This window comes from Pseudokineococcus lusitanus (assembly GCF_003751265.1).
Taxonomy (GTDB): domain Bacteria; phylum Actinomycetota; class Actinomycetes; order Actinomycetales; family Quadrisphaeraceae; genus Pseudokineococcus; species Pseudokineococcus lusitanus.
Genome location: NZ_RJKN01000014.1, coordinates 14,342 through 30,873, shown reverse-complemented (window position 1 = coordinate 30,873; position 16,532 = coordinate 14,342). Strand labels below are relative to the sequence as shown.

The 16,532-nt window shown below is 78.6% G+C and carries 16 protein-coding genes; 7 read left to right on the top strand and 9 right to left on the bottom strand.

From position 1 onward, the window contains the following. Nucleotides 1-752: DUF222 domain-containing protein (locus EDC03_RS17270; RefSeq protein WP_123381513.1), on the bottom strand; the 752-nt coding region annotated here is incomplete at its 3' end. Between the two features lie 309 nt (nucleotides 753-1,061). Continuing rightward, complete coding sequence (locus tag EDC03_RS17265; RefSeq protein ID WP_123381512.1) at nucleotides 1,062-1,406, bottom strand: helix-turn-helix transcriptional regulator; 345 nt, start codon at nucleotides 1,404-1,406, stop codon at nucleotides 1,062-1,064. Nucleotides 1,407-1,536: 130 nt separating this feature from the next. Here EDC03_RS17265 and map point away from each other — a divergent pair, with 130 nt between their 5' ends. Continuing rightward, nucleotides 1,537-2,313: a type I methionyl aminopeptidase gene (gene map, locus EDC03_RS17260; protein WP_123381511.1), complete on the top strand. Its 777-nt coding sequence runs from the start codon at nucleotides 1,537-1,539 to the stop codon at nucleotides 2,311-2,313. Nucleotides 2,314-2,319: 6 nt separating this feature from the next. Here the strand turns inward: map and EDC03_RS17255 are convergent, their stop codons facing one another. Beyond that, nucleotides 2,320-2,997 (bottom strand): hypothetical protein, encoded by a 678-nt coding sequence (locus tag EDC03_RS17255; protein WP_123381510.1) that lies wholly within the window; start codon nucleotides 2,995-2,997, stop codon nucleotides 2,320-2,322. Nucleotides 2,998-3,195: 198 nt separating this feature from the next. On the opposite strand from EDC03_RS17255, the gene EDC03_RS17250 reads away from it, so the two are divergent. Continuing rightward, nucleotides 3,196-4,122, top strand: coding sequence for a TIGR01777 family oxidoreductase (locus EDC03_RS17250; protein WP_123381509.1), 927 nt, complete (start codon nucleotides 3,196-3,198; stop codon nucleotides 4,120-4,122). After that, the gene (locus EDC03_RS17245) at nucleotides 4,119-4,493 is read left to right on the top strand and encodes a hypothetical protein (RefSeq protein WP_123381508.1); all 375 of its coding nucleotides are present in this window, start codon (nucleotides 4,119-4,121) and stop codon (nucleotides 4,491-4,493) included. The genes EDC03_RS17250 and EDC03_RS17245 overlap by 4 nt, the downstream gene beginning before the upstream one ends. Before the next feature lie 70 nt (nucleotides 4,494-4,563). Here EDC03_RS17245 and EDC03_RS17240 read toward each other — a convergent pair whose 3' ends face one another. Further along, the gene (locus EDC03_RS17240) at nucleotides 4,564-5,385 is read right to left on the bottom strand and encodes an HAD family hydrolase (protein WP_123381507.1); all 822 of its coding nucleotides are present in this window, start codon (nucleotides 5,383-5,385) and stop codon (nucleotides 4,564-4,566) included. A gap of 180 nt (nucleotides 5,386-5,565) precedes the next feature. Between EDC03_RS17240 and EDC03_RS17235 the strand changes: the two genes are divergently transcribed. The 3 genes from EDC03_RS17235 (at nucleotide 5,566) to EDC03_RS17225 (ending at nucleotide 8,624) form a co-directional block, all read left to right on the top strand. Then, nucleotides 5,566-5,949: a hypothetical protein gene (locus EDC03_RS17235; protein ID WP_148058139.1), complete on the top strand. Its 384-nt coding sequence runs from the start codon at nucleotides 5,566-5,568 to the stop codon at nucleotides 5,947-5,949. Between the two features lie 136 nt (nucleotides 5,950-6,085). Further along, a complete protein-coding gene (locus EDC03_RS17230) occupies nucleotides 6,086-7,873 on the top strand; it encodes a choice-of-anchor I family protein (RefSeq protein WP_123381505.1) in 1,788 nt (595 codons plus the stop codon). Between the two features lie 148 nt (nucleotides 7,874-8,021). Next, entirely contained in the window at nucleotides 8,022-8,624 is a 603-nt protein-coding gene (locus EDC03_RS17225; protein WP_199720384.1) for a biotin transporter BioY, read from the top strand. A 264-nt stretch (nucleotides 8,625-8,888) separates the two neighbouring features. On the opposite strand, the gene EDC03_RS17220 is transcribed toward EDC03_RS17225, so the two are convergent. From EDC03_RS17220 to EDC03_RS17205, 4 genes are all read right to left on the bottom strand, one after another. Beyond that, nucleotides 8,889-9,149: an HPr family phosphocarrier protein gene (locus tag EDC03_RS17220; RefSeq protein ID WP_123381504.1), complete on the bottom strand. Its 261-nt coding sequence runs from the start codon at nucleotides 9,147-9,149 to the stop codon at nucleotides 8,889-8,891. A 142-nt stretch (nucleotides 9,150-9,291) separates the two neighbouring features. Beyond that, nucleotides 9,292-11,439: a PTS fructose transporter subunit IIABC gene (locus EDC03_RS17215; protein WP_123381503.1), complete on the bottom strand. Its 2,148-nt coding sequence runs from the start codon at nucleotides 11,437-11,439 to the stop codon at nucleotides 9,292-9,294. Nucleotides 11,440-11,540: 101 nt separating this feature from the next. Further along, nucleotides 11,541-12,536, bottom strand: a complete 996-nt coding sequence (locus EDC03_RS17210; protein WP_241967250.1) for a 1-phosphofructokinase family hexose kinase — start codon at nucleotides 12,534-12,536, stop codon at nucleotides 11,541-11,543. Continuing rightward, nucleotides 12,533-13,372 (bottom strand): DeoR/GlpR family DNA-binding transcription regulator, encoded by an 840-nt coding sequence (locus EDC03_RS17205; protein ID WP_123381502.1) that lies wholly within the window; start codon nucleotides 13,370-13,372, stop codon nucleotides 12,533-12,535. The genes EDC03_RS17210 and EDC03_RS17205 overlap by 4 nt, the downstream gene beginning before the upstream one ends. 298 nt (nucleotides 13,373-13,670) lie before the next feature. Here EDC03_RS17205 and EDC03_RS17200 point away from each other — a divergent pair, with 298 nt between their 5' ends. Further along, nucleotides 13,671-15,425 carry a putative PEP-binding protein gene (locus EDC03_RS17200; RefSeq protein ID WP_123381501.1) on the top strand — a complete coding sequence of 585 codons (1,755 nt, stop codon included), beginning with the start codon at nucleotides 13,671-13,673 and terminating at the stop codon, nucleotides 15,423-15,425. A gap of 36 nt (nucleotides 15,426-15,461) precedes the next feature. Here the strand turns inward: EDC03_RS17200 and EDC03_RS17195 are convergent, their stop codons facing one another. Next, nucleotides 15,462-16,532, bottom strand: coding sequence for an endonuclease/exonuclease/phosphatase family protein (locus EDC03_RS17195; protein ID WP_123381500.1), 1,071 nt, complete (start codon nucleotides 16,530-16,532; stop codon nucleotides 15,462-15,464).

The following is a 16,532-nucleotide window of genomic DNA, read 5'->3' as shown; positions in this document are numbered from 1 at the left end:
GGGCCGGTGCGGGTGGTGGCCCAGGTGGTGAGGCGGTGGAACAGGGCGGTGATGTCGGCGACGGGGCCGGTGGCGACGAGCTCGGCCGCCCCGTCGCCGAGCGGCTGGACGAGGACGCGGCGGCGGCAGGTCTCGTACCGGAGGCGGCGGGTGGTCGCGTCGACCTCGAGCCGGGCGACCAACGCCCGCACCTTCCGCTTCACGCCGGGCGGGTCCAGGCGGGGCAGGTCCTCGGCGAGGTGGGTGTCGACCAAGCGGGCCTGCTCGTCCGTCAGGCCGGCGGTACCGGCGACGACGGCGTGCGCCTGGTCCGGGCCGATCGTCCCGTCGCGCAGCGCGGCGCGGGTCTGCGGCAGGACGGTCGTGAGCGCGAGGGCGTCGGTGACCAGCCGCCGAGCACCCGCGACCCCGACCCGCAACGCCAGCGCGATCTCGGTGATGACCGCCTCGGCCGGGTCCCCGCCGAGCCGGCCGAACCGGGCGGTCTCGACCGGGTCCCCGCCGACCGGGACGCCCAGGGAGGCCGCCGTCTCGTCGACGAGGTCGGCCACCAGTCCGAGGAGGGCGGCGTGCTCGGCCGACGCCGCCGCGTGGGCGTCGCGCAGCCGGTCCAGGACGGCCCTGCCCGCGCGGCGGGCGAGCGGCAGGTCGCCGACCGGGACGTCGAGTGGACCGACGGGGGCGGCGGGTGTCGCGGGTGCGGGGACGACGGCGTCGTCGTGCGACTCGTCGTCGGGCTGCTGCCACGCCATCGCCACCCCTCCCGCACTGTCGAACGTGTGTTCGAAGTCTAGTGGAGGGGCCCGACAACCGCCCGGCGTCGTCGCCACCCTGTGGATCCAGCGGGGCACGTCGACGAACGCCGCCGGTCGAGGCGGGGCAGCGCCCACCGCCGCGGCCGAGCACCGTCACCCGAGGGCGGCAGGGCGTCCAGCTCGGCCACGGACCACCGCCGACGACGAGGCGGAGGGCGACCGGAGGACGGCTCCGGCGGACCGCGCATCACCGTCGACCGACCGCGCGGACCGGCACGGACGACGACCAGCGGCCGCCGCCCTCCCCTACGAGGCGGCCGAGCGCCCCTGCGCGCGGGGACCGTCGGCACCAGCGCCCGCGCCATCCGTCACCGCGGGCGGGTCGCCGGCGCCGGCGTCGCCCACCGCAGGCCGCGCCACCTCTGCCCACACCACGTCGAGCGAGAGCCCGAGCACCCCGGCGACGGCGGCGACGGTCGAGAAGGACGGCGTCGCGACCCGGCCGGACTCGATCTTGCGCAACGTCTCCGGCGAGACACCGGCCTCGAGCGCCGTCATGAGCATCGAGCGGTCACCCCGCGCCCGGCGCAGCAGCGCGCCCAGCCGGCGGCCTCGGGCGACGTCCTCGGGGCTGAGCGGGAGTCGGACCATGCCCTGACCCTAGCCGGGATGGCCGGGATACCTTGACCGGGATACTTAGACCGCCCCACCGTGACCACCGTCGCCCGGAGAGGCAGCGTGGGCGGTCATGACCGCCGCCCGGCACGACGAAGGAGCACCCGTGATCGAGATCCTCTCCCCGGCGGAGGTGGCCCGCGCCCGCGTCACCGGACGTGTCGTCGCCGACACCCTCCGGACGCTCCGCGAGCGCTGCGCCGTCGGCACCAACCTCCTCGAGGTCGACGCCTGGGCCCGCGAGCTGATCGCCGAGGCGGGCGCGGAGTCCTGCTACGTCGACTACGCCCCCTCCTTCGGACGGGGGCCCTTCGGCCACCACGTCTGCACGGCGGTCGAGGACGCGGTGCTCCACGGCCGGCCCCACGACCGCACGCTCGCCGACGGCGACCTCCTGACCCTGGACCTCGCCGTCACCAAGGACGGCGTCGCCGCGGACGCGGCCGTCAGCTTCCTCGTCGGCGAGCGGCGACCGCCGGAGAAGGTCCGGCTCGTCGAGACGACGGAGCGCGCGCTCGCGGCCGCCGTCGCCGCCGTCCGGCCCGGTGCGCGCACGGGCGACGTCTCGGCCGCCGTGGGCGCCGTGCTCCGGGGCGCGGGCTACCGGGTCAACACGGACTTCGGCGGGCACGGCATCGGCTCGACGATGCACCAGGACCCCCACGTCGCCAACGACGGCCGCCCCGGCCGGGGCTACCGGCTGCGCCCGGGCCTGCTCCTCGCCCTGGAGCCGTGGGTCATGGCGGGCACCGACCGGCTCGTCACCGACCCCGACGGGTGGACGCTGCGCAGCGCGGACGGCAGCCCGACGTCGCACAGCGAGCACACCGTCGCCGTCACCGAGGACGGCGCGGAGGTGCTGACGCTGCCGACGCCCCGCTGACGCCCGTCAGCCGCAGCCGACGCCGTGGGGGTGGAGCACGCGGCCGGCCGGCACCGCGACGGCCCGCTCGGGGTGCTCGAGGTCGTGCACCGGGTGCCCGTCGTGCGGCTGGAGCAGCGACCCCTCGGGGTCCACCAGGACCTGCATGCCCGCCCGCACCTCGACGCCCGGCAGGACGTGGAAGCGCTCGTACGGCTCGGGCGCCCGCTCGAGGAGGACGTCGACCGCCGTCGGCACGTCGCCGACGACGTACGCGGCGTCGCGCTCGTCCTCCTCGGGGCGCACCGACCGCCACTCCCGGCGTGCCTCGGCGAGCAGCGCCGGGACGTCGACGACCGCCAGGTCGTAGCGGCTGACCACGCTGACCTCGGCCGCCGCCGGCGGCAGCTGCGGCTCGTCCGGGTCGACGAGGTCCTCGAGCGCCCCGTACGGCTCGTCGTCGTCCAGGCGCTCCGAGGGGTGCACGCAGTACCCGGTCCGGGCCGCCACGCGCTCGTCCCACGCCACCGCGGCCGCGAGGACGGCGGCCCGCCGCCGCCGCCGCTCGGGCATCTCGGCCGAGCCGCCGTGCATGCGCACCACGGCCTCCGCGAGGTCCTGCACCTCCCCGACGAGCCGGCTCGTCGCCTCGAGCAGCAGCCGCGCCGTCTCGTCCGTCCAGCCGCTCGGCCCGTCGTCGTCCACGCCGACAGGGTCCCCGTCCGGGACGGCGGAGGGGAGGCCCTGCCGACGCCCCGCTCACGACGCCACCCGGCAGGCGCACCCGACGCCACGACCGCCCTCGGTGTCCCGGCGACGTCCACCGGCGGCCCGCGCGCGGCCCTCGTCCACAGCCCGACCGCCGCCCCGCGACGTCGTCGCCGCCGGGCCTACGGTCGCCGCATGAAGGTCGTCGTCGCCGGGGGCAGCGGGGCGCTGGGCCGGCGCCTGTGCGCGGACCTCGCCGCGCGGGGCGACGACGTCGTCGTGCTCGCCCGACGGCCGGACCCGCGGGCGCCGCACCGGCAGGTCGCCTGGGACGGCGAGACCGTGGGGCCGTGGGCGGCCGAGCTGCGGGACGCCGACGCCGTCGTCAACCTCGCGGGCGCCCTCGTCGACCGGCGGCCCACGCCCGCGGCCGTGGAGCTGCTGACGACGTCCCGCGTCCGCCCGACCCGGGCGCTGGCCGAGGCGGCGACGCTCCGCGACGGGCCCGTGCCCGTCTGGGTGCAGGCGTCGACGGCCGCCGTCCACGGCGACGCCGGCGACACCGTGCTCACGGAGTCGTCCCCGCCCGCCGACGGCCCCCCGCAGATGGCCGGGGTCGCCCGCGCCTGGGAGGCGGCCGCGGCGGACCTGCCCGCGGTGCGCACCGTGGTCCTGCGCACGTCCGTCGTCCTGGACGCCGGGACACCGGCCCTCGACCGCCTGCTCCTGCTGACCCGGTGGGGCCTCGGCGGCCGCGTCGGGTCGGGCCGGCAGTGGTTCTCGTGGCTGCACGTGGACGACTGGCTCGCCGTCCTGCGCTGGGCGCTCGACGCGCCGACCGCGGACGGCGTCGTCCTCGCCACGAGCCCGCACCCGGTCCGCAACGCCGAGCTCATGGCCACCCTGCGCGCGGTCGTCGGGCGGCCGCCGGCGCCGCCGACGCCCGCGCCGCTCCTGCGGCTGGGCGCGGCGCTGCTGCGCACCGACCCCGCGCTCGGCCTCACGGGACGCCGCGCCGTGCCCGCCCGGCTGCTCGCGGAGGGCTTCGTCTTCGCCCACCCGCACCTGCGGCCGGCGCTCGAGGACCTGCTCGCCCGCCCGACGGAGAGGCACCGCCCATGACCGACGTCGTCCCCCGACCGCTCGACGACCGCGAGCGCGAGATGCTCGTGGCGATGGTCGAGCGCGGCGCCGCCTTCGACGACGACGTCGTCGTGACGCCGGCCGACCGGGCCCGGTGGCTGGCGCAGGTGCCCGGGACGTGGGCCGGACGGCCCTGCGGCTGCGGCACGTGCCCGTCCGTCGAGCTCACCGACGCCGACGGCGTCACGCCCGCCGGCGAGCGGACCCGCGTCGTGCTCGAGGGCGGGACGACCGGTGCGCTCGTGCTGCTGTTCGTCGACGACGACCGGCTCTCCTACCTCGAGCTCGCGCCCACCCACGACACGTCCTTCAGCCGCTTCCCGCCGGTGTCGGACCTGGTCACCGGCTGACGGCCGGGGGCAGCACCGCACCCGCCCGCCGCGGGCGGACCTCCTGCCCGGGCTGCGCGAGGCGGGCCGGTCAGCGCGGCAGCGTCGCGAGCGCCGCGGCGGCGCCGTCCTCGAGCACGCTGCCCGTGACCTCGTCGGCCGCGTCCTTGACCTCGGCCGGCGCCTGGCCCATGGCGACGCCACGGGCGGCCCAGCGCAGCATCTCGAGGTCGTTGCGCCCGTCGCCCATGGCGAAGGTGTGCGCGGGGTCGACGCCGAGGCGGTGCCGGACGACCTCGAGCGCGCTGGCCTTGCTGACGCCCTCGGGCGCCAGGTCCAGCCACGCCGTCCAGCCCACGGAGTAGTTGACGCCCTTCATGCCGAGCCGCTCGGTGATCGCGAGGAAGTCCTCGGGCGTGTGCTCGGGGCTGCGCACGACGACGCGGCAGGCGGGCGCCTCCAGCAGCTCCTCGAAGGAGACGGTGGTGATGCGGCCGGTGAGCTCGTGCTCGGGGAAACGGCCGGCCACCTTGAAGCCGACGCCCACCTCCTCGACGGCGAAGGCCGCCGTCGGCAGGTCCTCGACGAGCAGCCGCAGCACGGGGGCGGGGTCGAAGGTCACGACGTCGGTGACCTCGCGGCCGTCGGGCAGCTGCGGGTCGACCATCGCGGTCACGGCGCCGTTGCTGCAGACGAGAGGCCCGACGTACGGCTTCTCGTCGGGGGCGTCCGTCGGCGCCAGGCCGAGCCACGAGAGCACCGGGTAGGCGCTGTCGAGCGAGCGGCCCGTGGAGACGACGACGTGGTGGCCGGCGGCGACGACGTCGCGGACGGCCTGGCGCACCACCGGCGAGAGGACCTCGTCGTGGTCGACGAGCGTCCCGTCGACGTCGAGTGCCACCAACCAGCGCATGGCCGCGACACTACGTCGCCGCGTCGCGCCGCGCGGGGGCCGCCCGGGTGACGGCAGGTGACGGGACGGTGACGGCGCGGGGCGTCCCCGCCGTCCGGGTCCCGGCAGGGCCGGGCCGCCCGGCGTCAGCGCGGCGTCCGGTCCGACGGCGGCCGTCCCCGCCGGTGCTGCGCTCGCCCGGTGCCCGTCCCCCGTCCCGCTCGTCTCGTGCGCTCCGTCCGCAGGCATGCGACGGCAGCGTCCCGGCTGCTCCTCGCCGTGCAGCTCTCCCTCGTCCTCGCCCACCCCACGGAGCTGCTGCTCACGGGCGTCGACGGACCTCCCCGCCCGACGACCGCGCCGACCGCGCCGACCGCGCCGTCCGCGCCGTCCGCGCCGTCCGCGCCGTCCGCGCCGTCCGCGCCGAGCGCGGCGGCGACCGCGTCCGCCGGCCGCGACGCCGAGGCGCCCGGACCCACGGCGCCGACCCGCCTGCCGCGCGTCGCGCGGTCGACGCCGGAGCAGGTGCCCCGGGAGGTCGCCGCGGCGGCGGGCGGGCAGCGCCCGTCCTCGTCCCGGCGGTGAGGGGAGCCCGCGCTCGCCCCGGCAGGTCCGCCGGGACACCCCGGTGGCCGGGGCGCGGCCGCTCCGACGCCACCCCTCCACCCGCCCGACACCCCGCCGTCGCCCCCCGTCCACCCGCGCCCGGTGAGGTCGCCCCATGCGCACCCGCCGGACCCTGGCCGCCCTCGCCTGCTGCGCCGTCGCGGCACCGCTGGGCGCCGCCACGCCGGCGCTCGCCGCGCCGACGGCGGCGGACGGTCCGGGCCCCGTGGCGGTCGACGTCGTCGCCGACGACGCCGCGGTGCGCCTCTCGCTCGTCGGCCGGTACTCCAGCGGGGTCTTCGGGGCGTCGGCGGCGGAGATCGTGGCGCACGACCCCGCGACGCACCGGGTGTTCGTCGTCGACGCGCAGGCCGGGCACCTCGACGTCCTCGACGCCACCGACCCCACGCGCCCCGCGCTGGAGACGACGGTCGTCTTCGCCGACGGCGAGGTGCCCAACTCCGTCGACGTCCGCGCCGACGGGCTCGTCGCCGTCGCCGTCGAGGCGCCGGTGAAGACCGACCGCGGCCGGCTCGTCCTCCTCGACGGCCGTGCGGAGCAGCCGCGCGAGCTGCGGTCCGTGCGGGTCGGCGCCCTGCCCGACATGGTCACGTGGACGCCCGACGGACGGACGGCGCTCGTGGCGAACGAGGGCGAGCCCGCCGCGCCCGGCGACCCCGGCCACGAGGACGCCCCGGCCCGCCCCGGCTACGCCGCCGACCCCGTCGGCTCGGTGAGCGTCGTCGACGTCGAGGCGCGCGGCGGGGGCCTGGAGCGGCTGCGGGTGCGCGCCCGCACGGCCGGCTTCGAGCGCTTCGAGGGGCGGCGCGAGGCGCTCGTCGCCGCCGGGCTGCGACTCACGGGCCCCGACGCGGCGTCCCTCTCCCTGGCGCGGAACCTCGAGCCCGAGTACGTCACCGTGGCCGAGGACGGCCGGACAGCGTGGGTGTCGCTCCAGGAGGCGAACGCGCTGGCCCGCCTCGACGTCGTGCGCGGCCGCATCACCGACGTCCTCCCCCTCGAGCGGGTCGACCACTCCGCCCCCGGCCGCGGGATCGACCCCTCGGACCGCGACGGCGGCATCGCGATCCGCGAGGTGCCGGTCACGGGCCTGCGCATGCCCGACGCGATCAGCGCCTACACCGGCAGCGACGGCGGGACCTACGTCGTCACCGCGGACGAGGGCGACTCGCGCGCCTGGGGCGACGAGGACACGTGGCGCGAGACCGGCGGCTTCGTCGACGAGGCCCGGGCGAAGGACCTCGGGGAGGACGGCCTGCCCCCGCTCTGCGAGACCTCCCCCGCCGCCGGCCTCCTCGGCGACGCCGACCTCGGCCGCCTCACGGTCAGCTGGCAGGACGGCCTCGTCGACGACGGCGCGGGCGGCGTCTGCGTGCAGGACCTGCACTCCTACGGCGGGCGCTCGATCAGCGTCGTCGACGCCGACGGCCGCACGGTCTGGGACTCCGGCGACGGCCTCGAGCAGCTCGTGGCCGAGGTGCTCCCCGAGGGCTTCAACGCGGACCACGAGGAGCCGGGCGCCGACGACCGCAGCGACAACAAGGGCCCCGAGCCCGAGGGCGTGACGGTCGGCCGGGTCGACGGGCGCACGTACGCCTTCGTCGGGCTCGAGCGCGTCGGCGGGGTCGTCGTCCTCGACGTCACCGACCCGCGCGACGTCCGCGGGGTCCAGTACGTCAACACCCGTGACCTGTCGGTCGACACGGCGGTCGACGACGACGGCGTCCCGCCCACGGGCTGGGAGGCGGCGGGCGACCTCGGCCCCGAGGGCCTCGCCTTCGTCACCGCCGAGGACAGCCCGCTGCCCGGCGTGCCCCTGCTCGTCGTCGGCAACGAGGTTTCCGGCACGACGGCCTTCTTCCGCCTCGACCGGGTCGGCTGACGCCACCGCCCGACCCCGGACGCCGCCCCGCGCGGGCGCCGACCGATCCCGGTCGGCGCGGACGGGACGCCGCGGACGCGTGCCAGGATCACCGCCGTCCGCACCACCGCCCGGCCGCCCGCCGGGCCGACCCCGCAGGAGCCCCGCCGTGTCGTCCGCGTCCGCGTCCTCCACCGCCCCGCTGCCCCGCCCGGGCGAGGTGCTCGCCGACCTCCTGCCCGCGTCCCGCGTGCGCGAGGTCGCCCTCGTCGCCGCCGGCGTCGCCGTCATGGCGCTGCTCGCCCAGGTCGTGGTGCCGGTCCCGGGCTCCCCCGTGCCGATCACCGGCCAGACGCTCGGCCTCGTCCTCGTCGCGACGACGCTCGGGCCCGCCCGCTCGGTGACGGTCATGGGGCTGTACATCGCGGCGGCTCTCGTGGGCCTGCCCTTCTACTCCGAGGCCAGCGGCGGCTACGAGGTCGTCGTCGGCGCGACCGGTGGCTACGTCCTCGGCTTCCTGCCCGCCGCCTACCTCATCGGCCGTGCGGCCCGCCTCGGCGCCGACCGCCACTTCCTCAAGGCGCTGCCGCTCTTCGTCGCCGGTCAGCTCGTCGTCTTCGCGGTAGGCGTCCCGTGGCTCGCGCTGACGACGGGGATGGACGCCGCCGCGGCCGTCGCCGCCGGCTTCACGCCGTTCCTCCTCGGCGGGGCGGTCAAGGCCTTCGTCGCCGCCGCCGTCGTCCCGGGCATCTGGCGCACGCTCGGCCGCTGAGCCCCGGGCGCGACGCCCCGGACCGACGACGACGAAGGCCCCCGCCCTGCTGGGCGGGGGCCTTCGTCGTCGTGCAGGTCGTCACCGGACCCTCCCCGACATCGTCGGCGAGGGGGGTCCGACGGGGAGATGTGTAGTCGACGGCGGGCCCCTTCGGGAAGAGGCGTCGCCGCCGGTGTGGCGAGGCACACACCGATGTCCCCCGGACGCACCGCAAGCGCCGACCCGGGTGGGTCGGCGCCTGCGGCGGGGGGTGCGGGTGGCTCAGGCGTCGAGGTCCTGGGCGACGAGCTCGGCGATCGCGTCGACGTGGGCGGCGTCCTCGCCCTCCACGGTGACGTCGGTCCCCTGCTCGGCACCGAGCGTCATGATCATGAGCGCCGAGCCGGCGTCGACCGGCTCCTCCTCGCCCTCGACCCACAGCGTGATGTCGCTGCCGAGCTCGGCCGCCTTGGCGGCGATGACGGCGGCCGGGCGGGCGTGCAGCCCGACGGACGAGCCGACGGGCACGATGCGGGTGGGCACGGGGCCTCCTCGTTGGGGTCTGTGCTGCGGTCGGCCTCCCGCGGGTCTCGGGAGGGTGGTGCGGCGTCCGGGGCCCATCGTCGTGGAGGACCCTGGACGCCGCCTGCGGAGCGGCTGAGCAGGGGCGCGGGGCGCCCGTGGCTCAGGCGGCGACGAGGTCGCGCTTCGACCGGCCCAGGCTCTTGGCGACGATGACGGCCGCCGCGCTGACGACCATGCCGGCGAGGATCGCCAGGACGAAGGCGAGGACGCCGTCGATCGCGAAGAACACGAAGATGCCGCCGTGCGGGGCGCGCAGCTGCACCCCCGTCGCCATGACGATGGCCCCGGTCGTGGCCGACCCGAGCATGATCGAGGGGATGACCCGCAGCGGGTCGGCCGCGGCGAACGGGATGGCGCCCTCGGTGATGAAGGCCGCGCCCAGGAGCCACGCCGCCTTGCCGTTCTCCCGCTCGGGGGCCGTGAAGAGACGCTTGCGGACGACCGTCGCGAGGGCGAGGGCCAGCGGCGGGACCATGCCGGCGGCCATGACGGCGGCCATGATCGTCAGCGGGGCGGTGTCCGTGGCGGTCGCCGCGCCGAGCCCGGCGGCGGCGAAGGCGTAGGCGGTCTTGTTGAGGGGACCGCCCATGTCGAAGGCCATCATCAGGCCGAGGATGATCCCGAGCAGGACCGCGGAGCCGCCGGACAGCCCGTTGAGGAAGCTCGCGAGGCCCGTCGTCACCGCGGCGAGCGGGCGCGCCAGCAGCGCGAACATGAGGAAGCCCGTGATGAGCGTGGCGAACAGCGGGATGATGACGACCGGCATGAGCCCGCGGCCCCACTGCGGCACGGAGATCTTGCTGATGGCGAGCGCCACGGCGCCGGCGAGCAGACCGCCGACGAGGCCGCCGATGAAGCCCGCGCCCGTCGCCCCGGCCACGAGGCCGGCGACGAAGCCCGGCGCGATGCCGGGGCGGTCGGCCATCGCGTAGGCGATGTAGCCGGCCAGCGCGGGGACGAGCAGGCCGAAGGCCAGCTGCCCGAGCGACGACAGGACCGCACCGATGTACTGCGCCAGCCCGCCGTCGGGCAGGTTCGTCAGCGAGTTCTGGGCGAGGATCAGCGTGTTGAGCGCCGTGCCGTCCGGGTCGCCCGGGGCTGCGGAGACGATCTGGTAGCCGCCGAAGAGGAAGCCCAGCGCGAGCAGCAGACCGCCCGCCGCGACGAACGGGATCATGTAGCTGACGCCCGTCAGCAGCCAGCGCCGCAGCTCGGCGCCGAAGCCCGGCTTCGCACCACCGGCCACCGCCGCGGCACCGGCGCCGGCGCCGCCGTCGCCCGGCACGCGCTGGGCGGAGGGGTCGTCGACCGCCCGCAGCGCCTCGGCGACCATGACGTCGGGCTCGTTGATGGCGCGCTTGACGCCCGACTGGACGAGGGGCTTGCCGGCGAAGCGGCCGCGCTCCTTGACGCCGACGTCGACGGCGAAGATGACGGCGGACGCGCCGGCGATGACGTCGGCGGGCAGCGGCGTCGAGCCGCTGGAGCCCTGCGTCTCGACGACGACCTCGACCCCGGCGCGCTCGCCGGCGGCCACGAGGGAGTCGGCGGCCATGTAGGTGTGGGCGATGCCCGTGGGGCACGCCGTCACGGCGACGATCCGGCGGGCGCCGGTGGCCGTCGCGGCCGGCTTCTGCTGGTCGACCGTCGCGGCGGCGTCGGCGGCCACGGCGCCCGAGACGCCGGCGGGGGCGGCGGCGCCCGCGGCGGCACCCGCCGCCGTCGTGGCGGACGGCGTCGTCGGGGCGGGCGCGAGCACGCCGTCGACGAGGGCGACGACGTCCTCGGCCGTGCGCGCGTCGCGCAGCGAGGAGCGGAAGGCCGGCTTGACGAGCGCCCGGGCCAGCTTGCTCAGCAGCTTGAGGTGCGCGCTGCCCGCGCCCTCGGGCGCCGCGATGAGGAAGACGAGGTCGGCGGGCCCGTCCGGCGCGCCGAAGTCGACGGGGCGGGACAGCCGGGCGAAGGCCAGCGAGGCCTGCGACACCGACGCGGTGCGGGCGTGCGGGATGGCGATGCCGTCCGGCAGGCCGGTCGGCGAGCTCGCCTCGCGGGCGAGCGCGGCCTCGGCGAGGCCGTCGGCCCCGCCCGGTCCGGCGGTGCGGCCGGCGTCGCCGACGAGCGCGGACAAGCGGCGGACGACGTCCTCGCTCGTCGCGCCGAGGTCGGCGTCGAGCGCGACGAGGCGGGGGACGAGGAGGTCCTCGCCGCCCGCGCTCGTGGCGCCGGTCTCCGTGGTGCTCTGGCTCATGGCTGCCTCTCGGTCGTCGACGACCCGCGGGTCCTCGGTCGGGCGGTGCAGGGGGCTGCGGTGCAGGGGGTGCGGCGGTGCTGGGCGGTGCGGTGCGGGGGTCAGGACGCGGGCGCGACCTCGAGCGGGCGCACCTCGACGAGCTCGGGGTGCACCTGGTCCGGCCCGGGGAGGGCGGACCCGGGGAGCGCCGCCGCGGCCGAGCCGGCGGCGACGGCGGCGCGCAGCCGCTCGGCCGGCGGCAGGCCGGCGAGGTCGGCGAGCACGTAGCCGGCGAGCGCCGAGTCCCCGGCGCCGACGGTGCTGCGGGGCGTGACGGGCGGCGGGAGCGCCGACCAGGCGCCCTCGGCGGTGACGAGGACGGCGCCGCGGGCGCCGAGCGTCACGAGCACGGCGCCGACGCCGCGGTCCACGAGGGCGCGGGCGGCGCGCGCGGCGGCGGCGGGGTCGGCCTCGAGCGCGTCGCCGTCCTCCCCCGTCAGCTCGCCGAGCTCCTCGCCGTTGGGCTTGACGACGTCCGGCGCGGCGGCCGGGTCGGCGTCGGGCCCGAGCAGCGCGGCGAGCGCCGGCCCCGACGTGTCGACGGCGACGGCGCAGCCGGCGGCGCGCAGCGGCGCGACGAGCGCGGCGTAGAGGTCGGCCGGGGCGCCCGGCGGCAGCGAGCCGGACAGGACGGCCCACGTGGCACCGGGGCCCCCGGCGTCGGGCCGGGCCGCGGCGACGACGGCGCCCGTGAGCGCCCGGGCGCCGTCCGCGGAGAGCGCGGGCCCGGCCTCGTTGATCTTCGTCGTCGTGCCGTCGGGCTCGGTGACGGCCGTGTTCGTCCGCACCGGGCCCCCGGCGGGCACGGGCCGCGCGGGCAGGCCGACGGCGGCGAGCGCCGCGAGGAAGGGGTCGCCCTCGTCCGCCGGCAGCACGGCGAGCACGCGCCGGCCGGCGGCCGCGACGACCCGGGCGACGTTGACGCCCTTGCCGCCCGGCTCGACGACCGACGACGTCACGCGCTGCACCGCGCCGCGGCGCAGCGGCGCCCCGAGGCCCACGGTGCGGTCGAGGCTGGGGTTGGCGGTGAGCGTCACCACGTCGGGGGCGCTCACGCGACGGCCCGGGCCGCGGCCGGGGCCACGACGACGTCGACGTCGGCCGCGGCGAGCGCGGCGGCGAGCGCGCGCCCGGAGGCGGTGCGCGCGTCGGCGGGGTGGGTGTCGGTCACGAGCACGTCGACCTCCTCGAGGCGGGCGAAGCGGTGCAGGTCCTCGCGGCCGGCCTTGCCGGCGTCCGCGAGCACGACGACGCGGCGGGCGCACGCGACGAGCGCGCGCTTGACCGCCGCCTCCTCCGGGTCGGGCGTCGTCAGCCCGTCCGGGGAGAGCGCGTTGGTGCCGAGCACGGCGACGTCGACCCGAAGGTCGCCGAGGGCGCGCACGGCCTCGACGCCGACGGCCGCCTGGGTCGCGGTGCGCACGCGGCCGCCCACGAGCTGCAGCTCCACGCCGGGCACCCCGACGAGACGCGCCGCGAGGGGCACCGCGTGGGTGACGACGACGAGGGCGGCGCCGTGGCCCGCCGGGGCGAGCGCGCCGGGGGTGGTGGCGAGCAGGGCGGCGAGGCGGCCCGTCGTCGTCCCGGCGTCGAGCGCGAGGCTGGCGGTGCCGGGCGCGAGCTGGCCGAGCGCCGCGGCGGCGATGCGGTCCTTCGCGGCGCCGGCGACGTGGTCGCGCTCCTCGACCCGGGTCTCGGGGAGGGCGAGCGAGGCCGCCGAGACGGCACCGCCGTGGACACGGCGGACGGCGCCCGCGCGCTCGAGGGCGGCGAGGTCACGACGCACGGTCTCGGTGGTGACGCCGTGCTCGGCCGCCAGCTCGGCGACGGAGACACGGGCCTCGCGACCCACACGGGTCGCGATGGCCGCCTGGCGCTCGGGTGCGTACACGGCTCACTCCCTCGTGAGTCGACGGCGGGGCGTCAGCGCCCCGTCGTGGTGTGGCTCTGCGTGGGCTTGTGCCCGCTCAGATGTTGCGGTGGTTGGTTCTACGCCCGGATCGGTTGACATGTCAAGAGGTCGCTCCCTACGGTCTGCCCGCGCACCAGCGCCGGCCGGAGGACGGCCGGAGCGGGGGCGGAGCCGGACCGGCGGGCGTAGCGTCGGCCACCGCGGCCCCGGCCCCGGGTGCGGCACCCCCAGCGGCGCGGGCGCGAGGCCCGCTCCGTCGACGCCGACGGGAGCCCCCATGAGCGCCACGAGCACGAGCACCGCCCCCGCCGGCCCCGACGCCGGCGCCGCCCTGCGGGGAACCCCCGTCGTCCCCGGCCTCGCCGTGGGCCCCGTGGTCCGCCCCGCCCTTCGGGTCCGGCTGCCGCAGGTCCCCGCGGACGGCGGGGCGGGCGTCGTCCCGGAGGACGAGCGCGACGCCGAGCTCGAGCGCGCCCGCGCCGCGGCGGCCACGGTCGCGGAGCGGCTCTCGGCCCGCGCCGCCGCGGCCACGGGGGACGCCGCCGCCGTGCTCGGGGCCACGGCGCAGCTGGCCGCCGACCGCGGCCTGCTCTCCGAGGTCCGCAAGCGCACCCGCGCCGGCGCCACGGCCGACGTCGCCGTCGTCGCCGCCTCCGAGCGCTTCGCCGACCTCCTCGCCGCCATGGGCGGGCTCATGGCCGAGCGGGTCACCGACCTCCACGACGTGCGCGACCGCGTCGTCGCCGTCCTCACCGGCCAGCCCGAGCCCGGCGTCCCGCGGCCGGACGTCCCGTCCGTGCTCGTCGCCGAGGACCTGGCCCCCGCGGACACGGCGGGCCTCGACCCGGCGCGCGTCGTGGCGCTCGTCACCCGCGGGGGCGGCCCCACCGGCCACACCGCGATCATCGCCCGCCAGCTCGGCATGCCCTGCGTCGTCGCCACGGCCGGCGCCGAGACGCTCGAGGTGGGCGAGACCGTCCTCGTCGACGGCGGGACCGGGGTGCTCGAGCGGCGGCCCGACGAGGCCGCCGCCGCCGCGCGGGTCGAGGCCGACCGTGCCGAGCGGGCCGCCGCCGCCACGTGGGCCGGCCCCGGCCGCCTCGCCGACGGGACGCCCGTCGCCGTCCTCGCCAACGTCGCGGACGGCGGCGCCGCGGCCACGGCCGCCGCCGGGCCCGCCGAGGGCGTCGGCCTCTTCCGCACCGAGCTCTGCTTCCTCGGCACGGCCGTCGAGCCCGACGTCGAGGCCCAGGCCGGCGTCTACGTCGAGGTCCTCGCGCCCTTCGCCGAGCGAGCCCGCGCCGCCGGCGGCCCGGGCGACGGCACCGACGTCAAGGTCGTGCTGCGCACCCTCGACGCCGGCTCCGACAAGCCCATCGCCTACGCGACGCCCGCCGAGGAGGAGAACCCGGCGCTGGGCGTCCGCGGCCTCCGCGTGGTCCGCCGCGACGCCGGTCTGCTCGAGCGCCAGCTCGACGCCGTCGCCCTCGCGGCCGACCGGACCGGCCTGCGGCCCTGGGTCATGGCGCCGATGGTCGCCACCGAGGCCGAGGCCCGGGACTTCGCCGCCGCCGTCCGCGCCCGGGGGCTCGTGCCGGGCGTCATGGTCGAGGTGCCCGCCGCGGCCCTGCTCGCCGCCCGGATGCTCGCCCACGTCGACTTCCTGTCGATCGGGACCAACGACCTCACCCAGTACACGCTGGCGGCGGACCGGCTCTCGGCCGACCTCGCCGACCTCAACGACCCGTGGCAGCCCGCCGTCCTCGCGCTCGTCGCGACGACGGGCCTCGCGGGGCAGCGCGCCGGCAAGCCCGTCGGCGTCTGCGGCGAGGCGGCGGCCGACCCGCTGCTCGCGTGCGTCCTCGTCGGCCTCGGCGTCACGTCGCTCTCCGCGGCCTCCGCGGCCGTCCCCGCCGTCGGGGCGCGCCTGGCGACCGTCACGCTCGAGCAGTGCCGGGCGGCGGCGGCGGCGGCCCTCGACGCCGCCGACCCCGCAGCCGCGCGGGACGCGGCGGCGGCCGCCCTCGGCTGACCGCGCCGCCGGGACGCCGACCGCCCCCGGGGGCCGTCAGCGCGGGACGAGGTGGACGACGACCGCCCGGTGGTCGGTCGCGCCGACCGTGAGCACGGACGCCGCCACCGGGTCCCAGACGCGGGCGTCGACGAGGACGTGGTCGATGACGCCGCCCAGCAGCGGCGGCAGCGAGGTGGGCCACGTGCCGACCCCGCCGGCGCCCGCCTCCTCGGCGGCGCTGACGCACGGGGCGAGGTCGCGCAGCGGTGCGTGGTCGAGCGTGGCGTTGTAGTCGCCCGCCACGACGGCGCCCGGCGTCGTCCGGCACACGTCGGCCGCCACGGCGGCCTGCTCGGCCCACCGGTCCATCGGGAAGGGGCCGAAGGGCGGCGGGATGGGCGGCGGCGGGTGGACCGCCGCGAGCACCGGCCCGTCGCCCTCGACGGGCCCGACGACGACGGCGCCGAGCTCGAGCGCCGGCCCGGGCACCGTCTCGTGCGCGCCGAGGCGCGGGGCGACGAGGAGGCTCGTCGCCGCGATGGCCCGGTCGTCGGCCTGCGTCGTGAAGGCCTCGTAGACCTGGCCGGTCCGCGCGGCGACGGCGTCGACGACGTCCTGCGCCAGCGCGGCCGAGGTCTCCGGCATGGCGACGACGTCCGCCCGCGTCGTGACGACGGCGTCGGCCACCTCCTCGCCCGTCACCCCGTCCACCTGCGCGTTGAGCGTCATGACGACGAGCCCCTCCCCCGTCGCGCCGCCGGGCGCGGGGGCGGGCCCGCCCGGGTCGACGCCCCGGCCGACGAGCACGCCGAGGTGCACGGCGGCGCAGCCGGTCGCGACGACGGCGAGGACGGCGGGGGCCCCCCAGGCGGGCAGGCGGCCGCCGCCGGGGACGCCGCCGTCGGACGCCCGGGCGCCGCGACGGCCGAGGAGCGCGGCCGCGCCGGCGGCGAGGAGGGCGAGCACGACGAGCGCCACCGCGCTGAGGCCGCGCAGCGCGACGGCGTGCGCCAGCACCGGGACCGTCGACAGCCCGAGGACGGCGGGCGCCGTCGAGACGACCGCGAGGAGGGCCAGGAGCGCCGCGACCACGACGACGAGGGGTCCGAGGACGCGCTGGCTCAC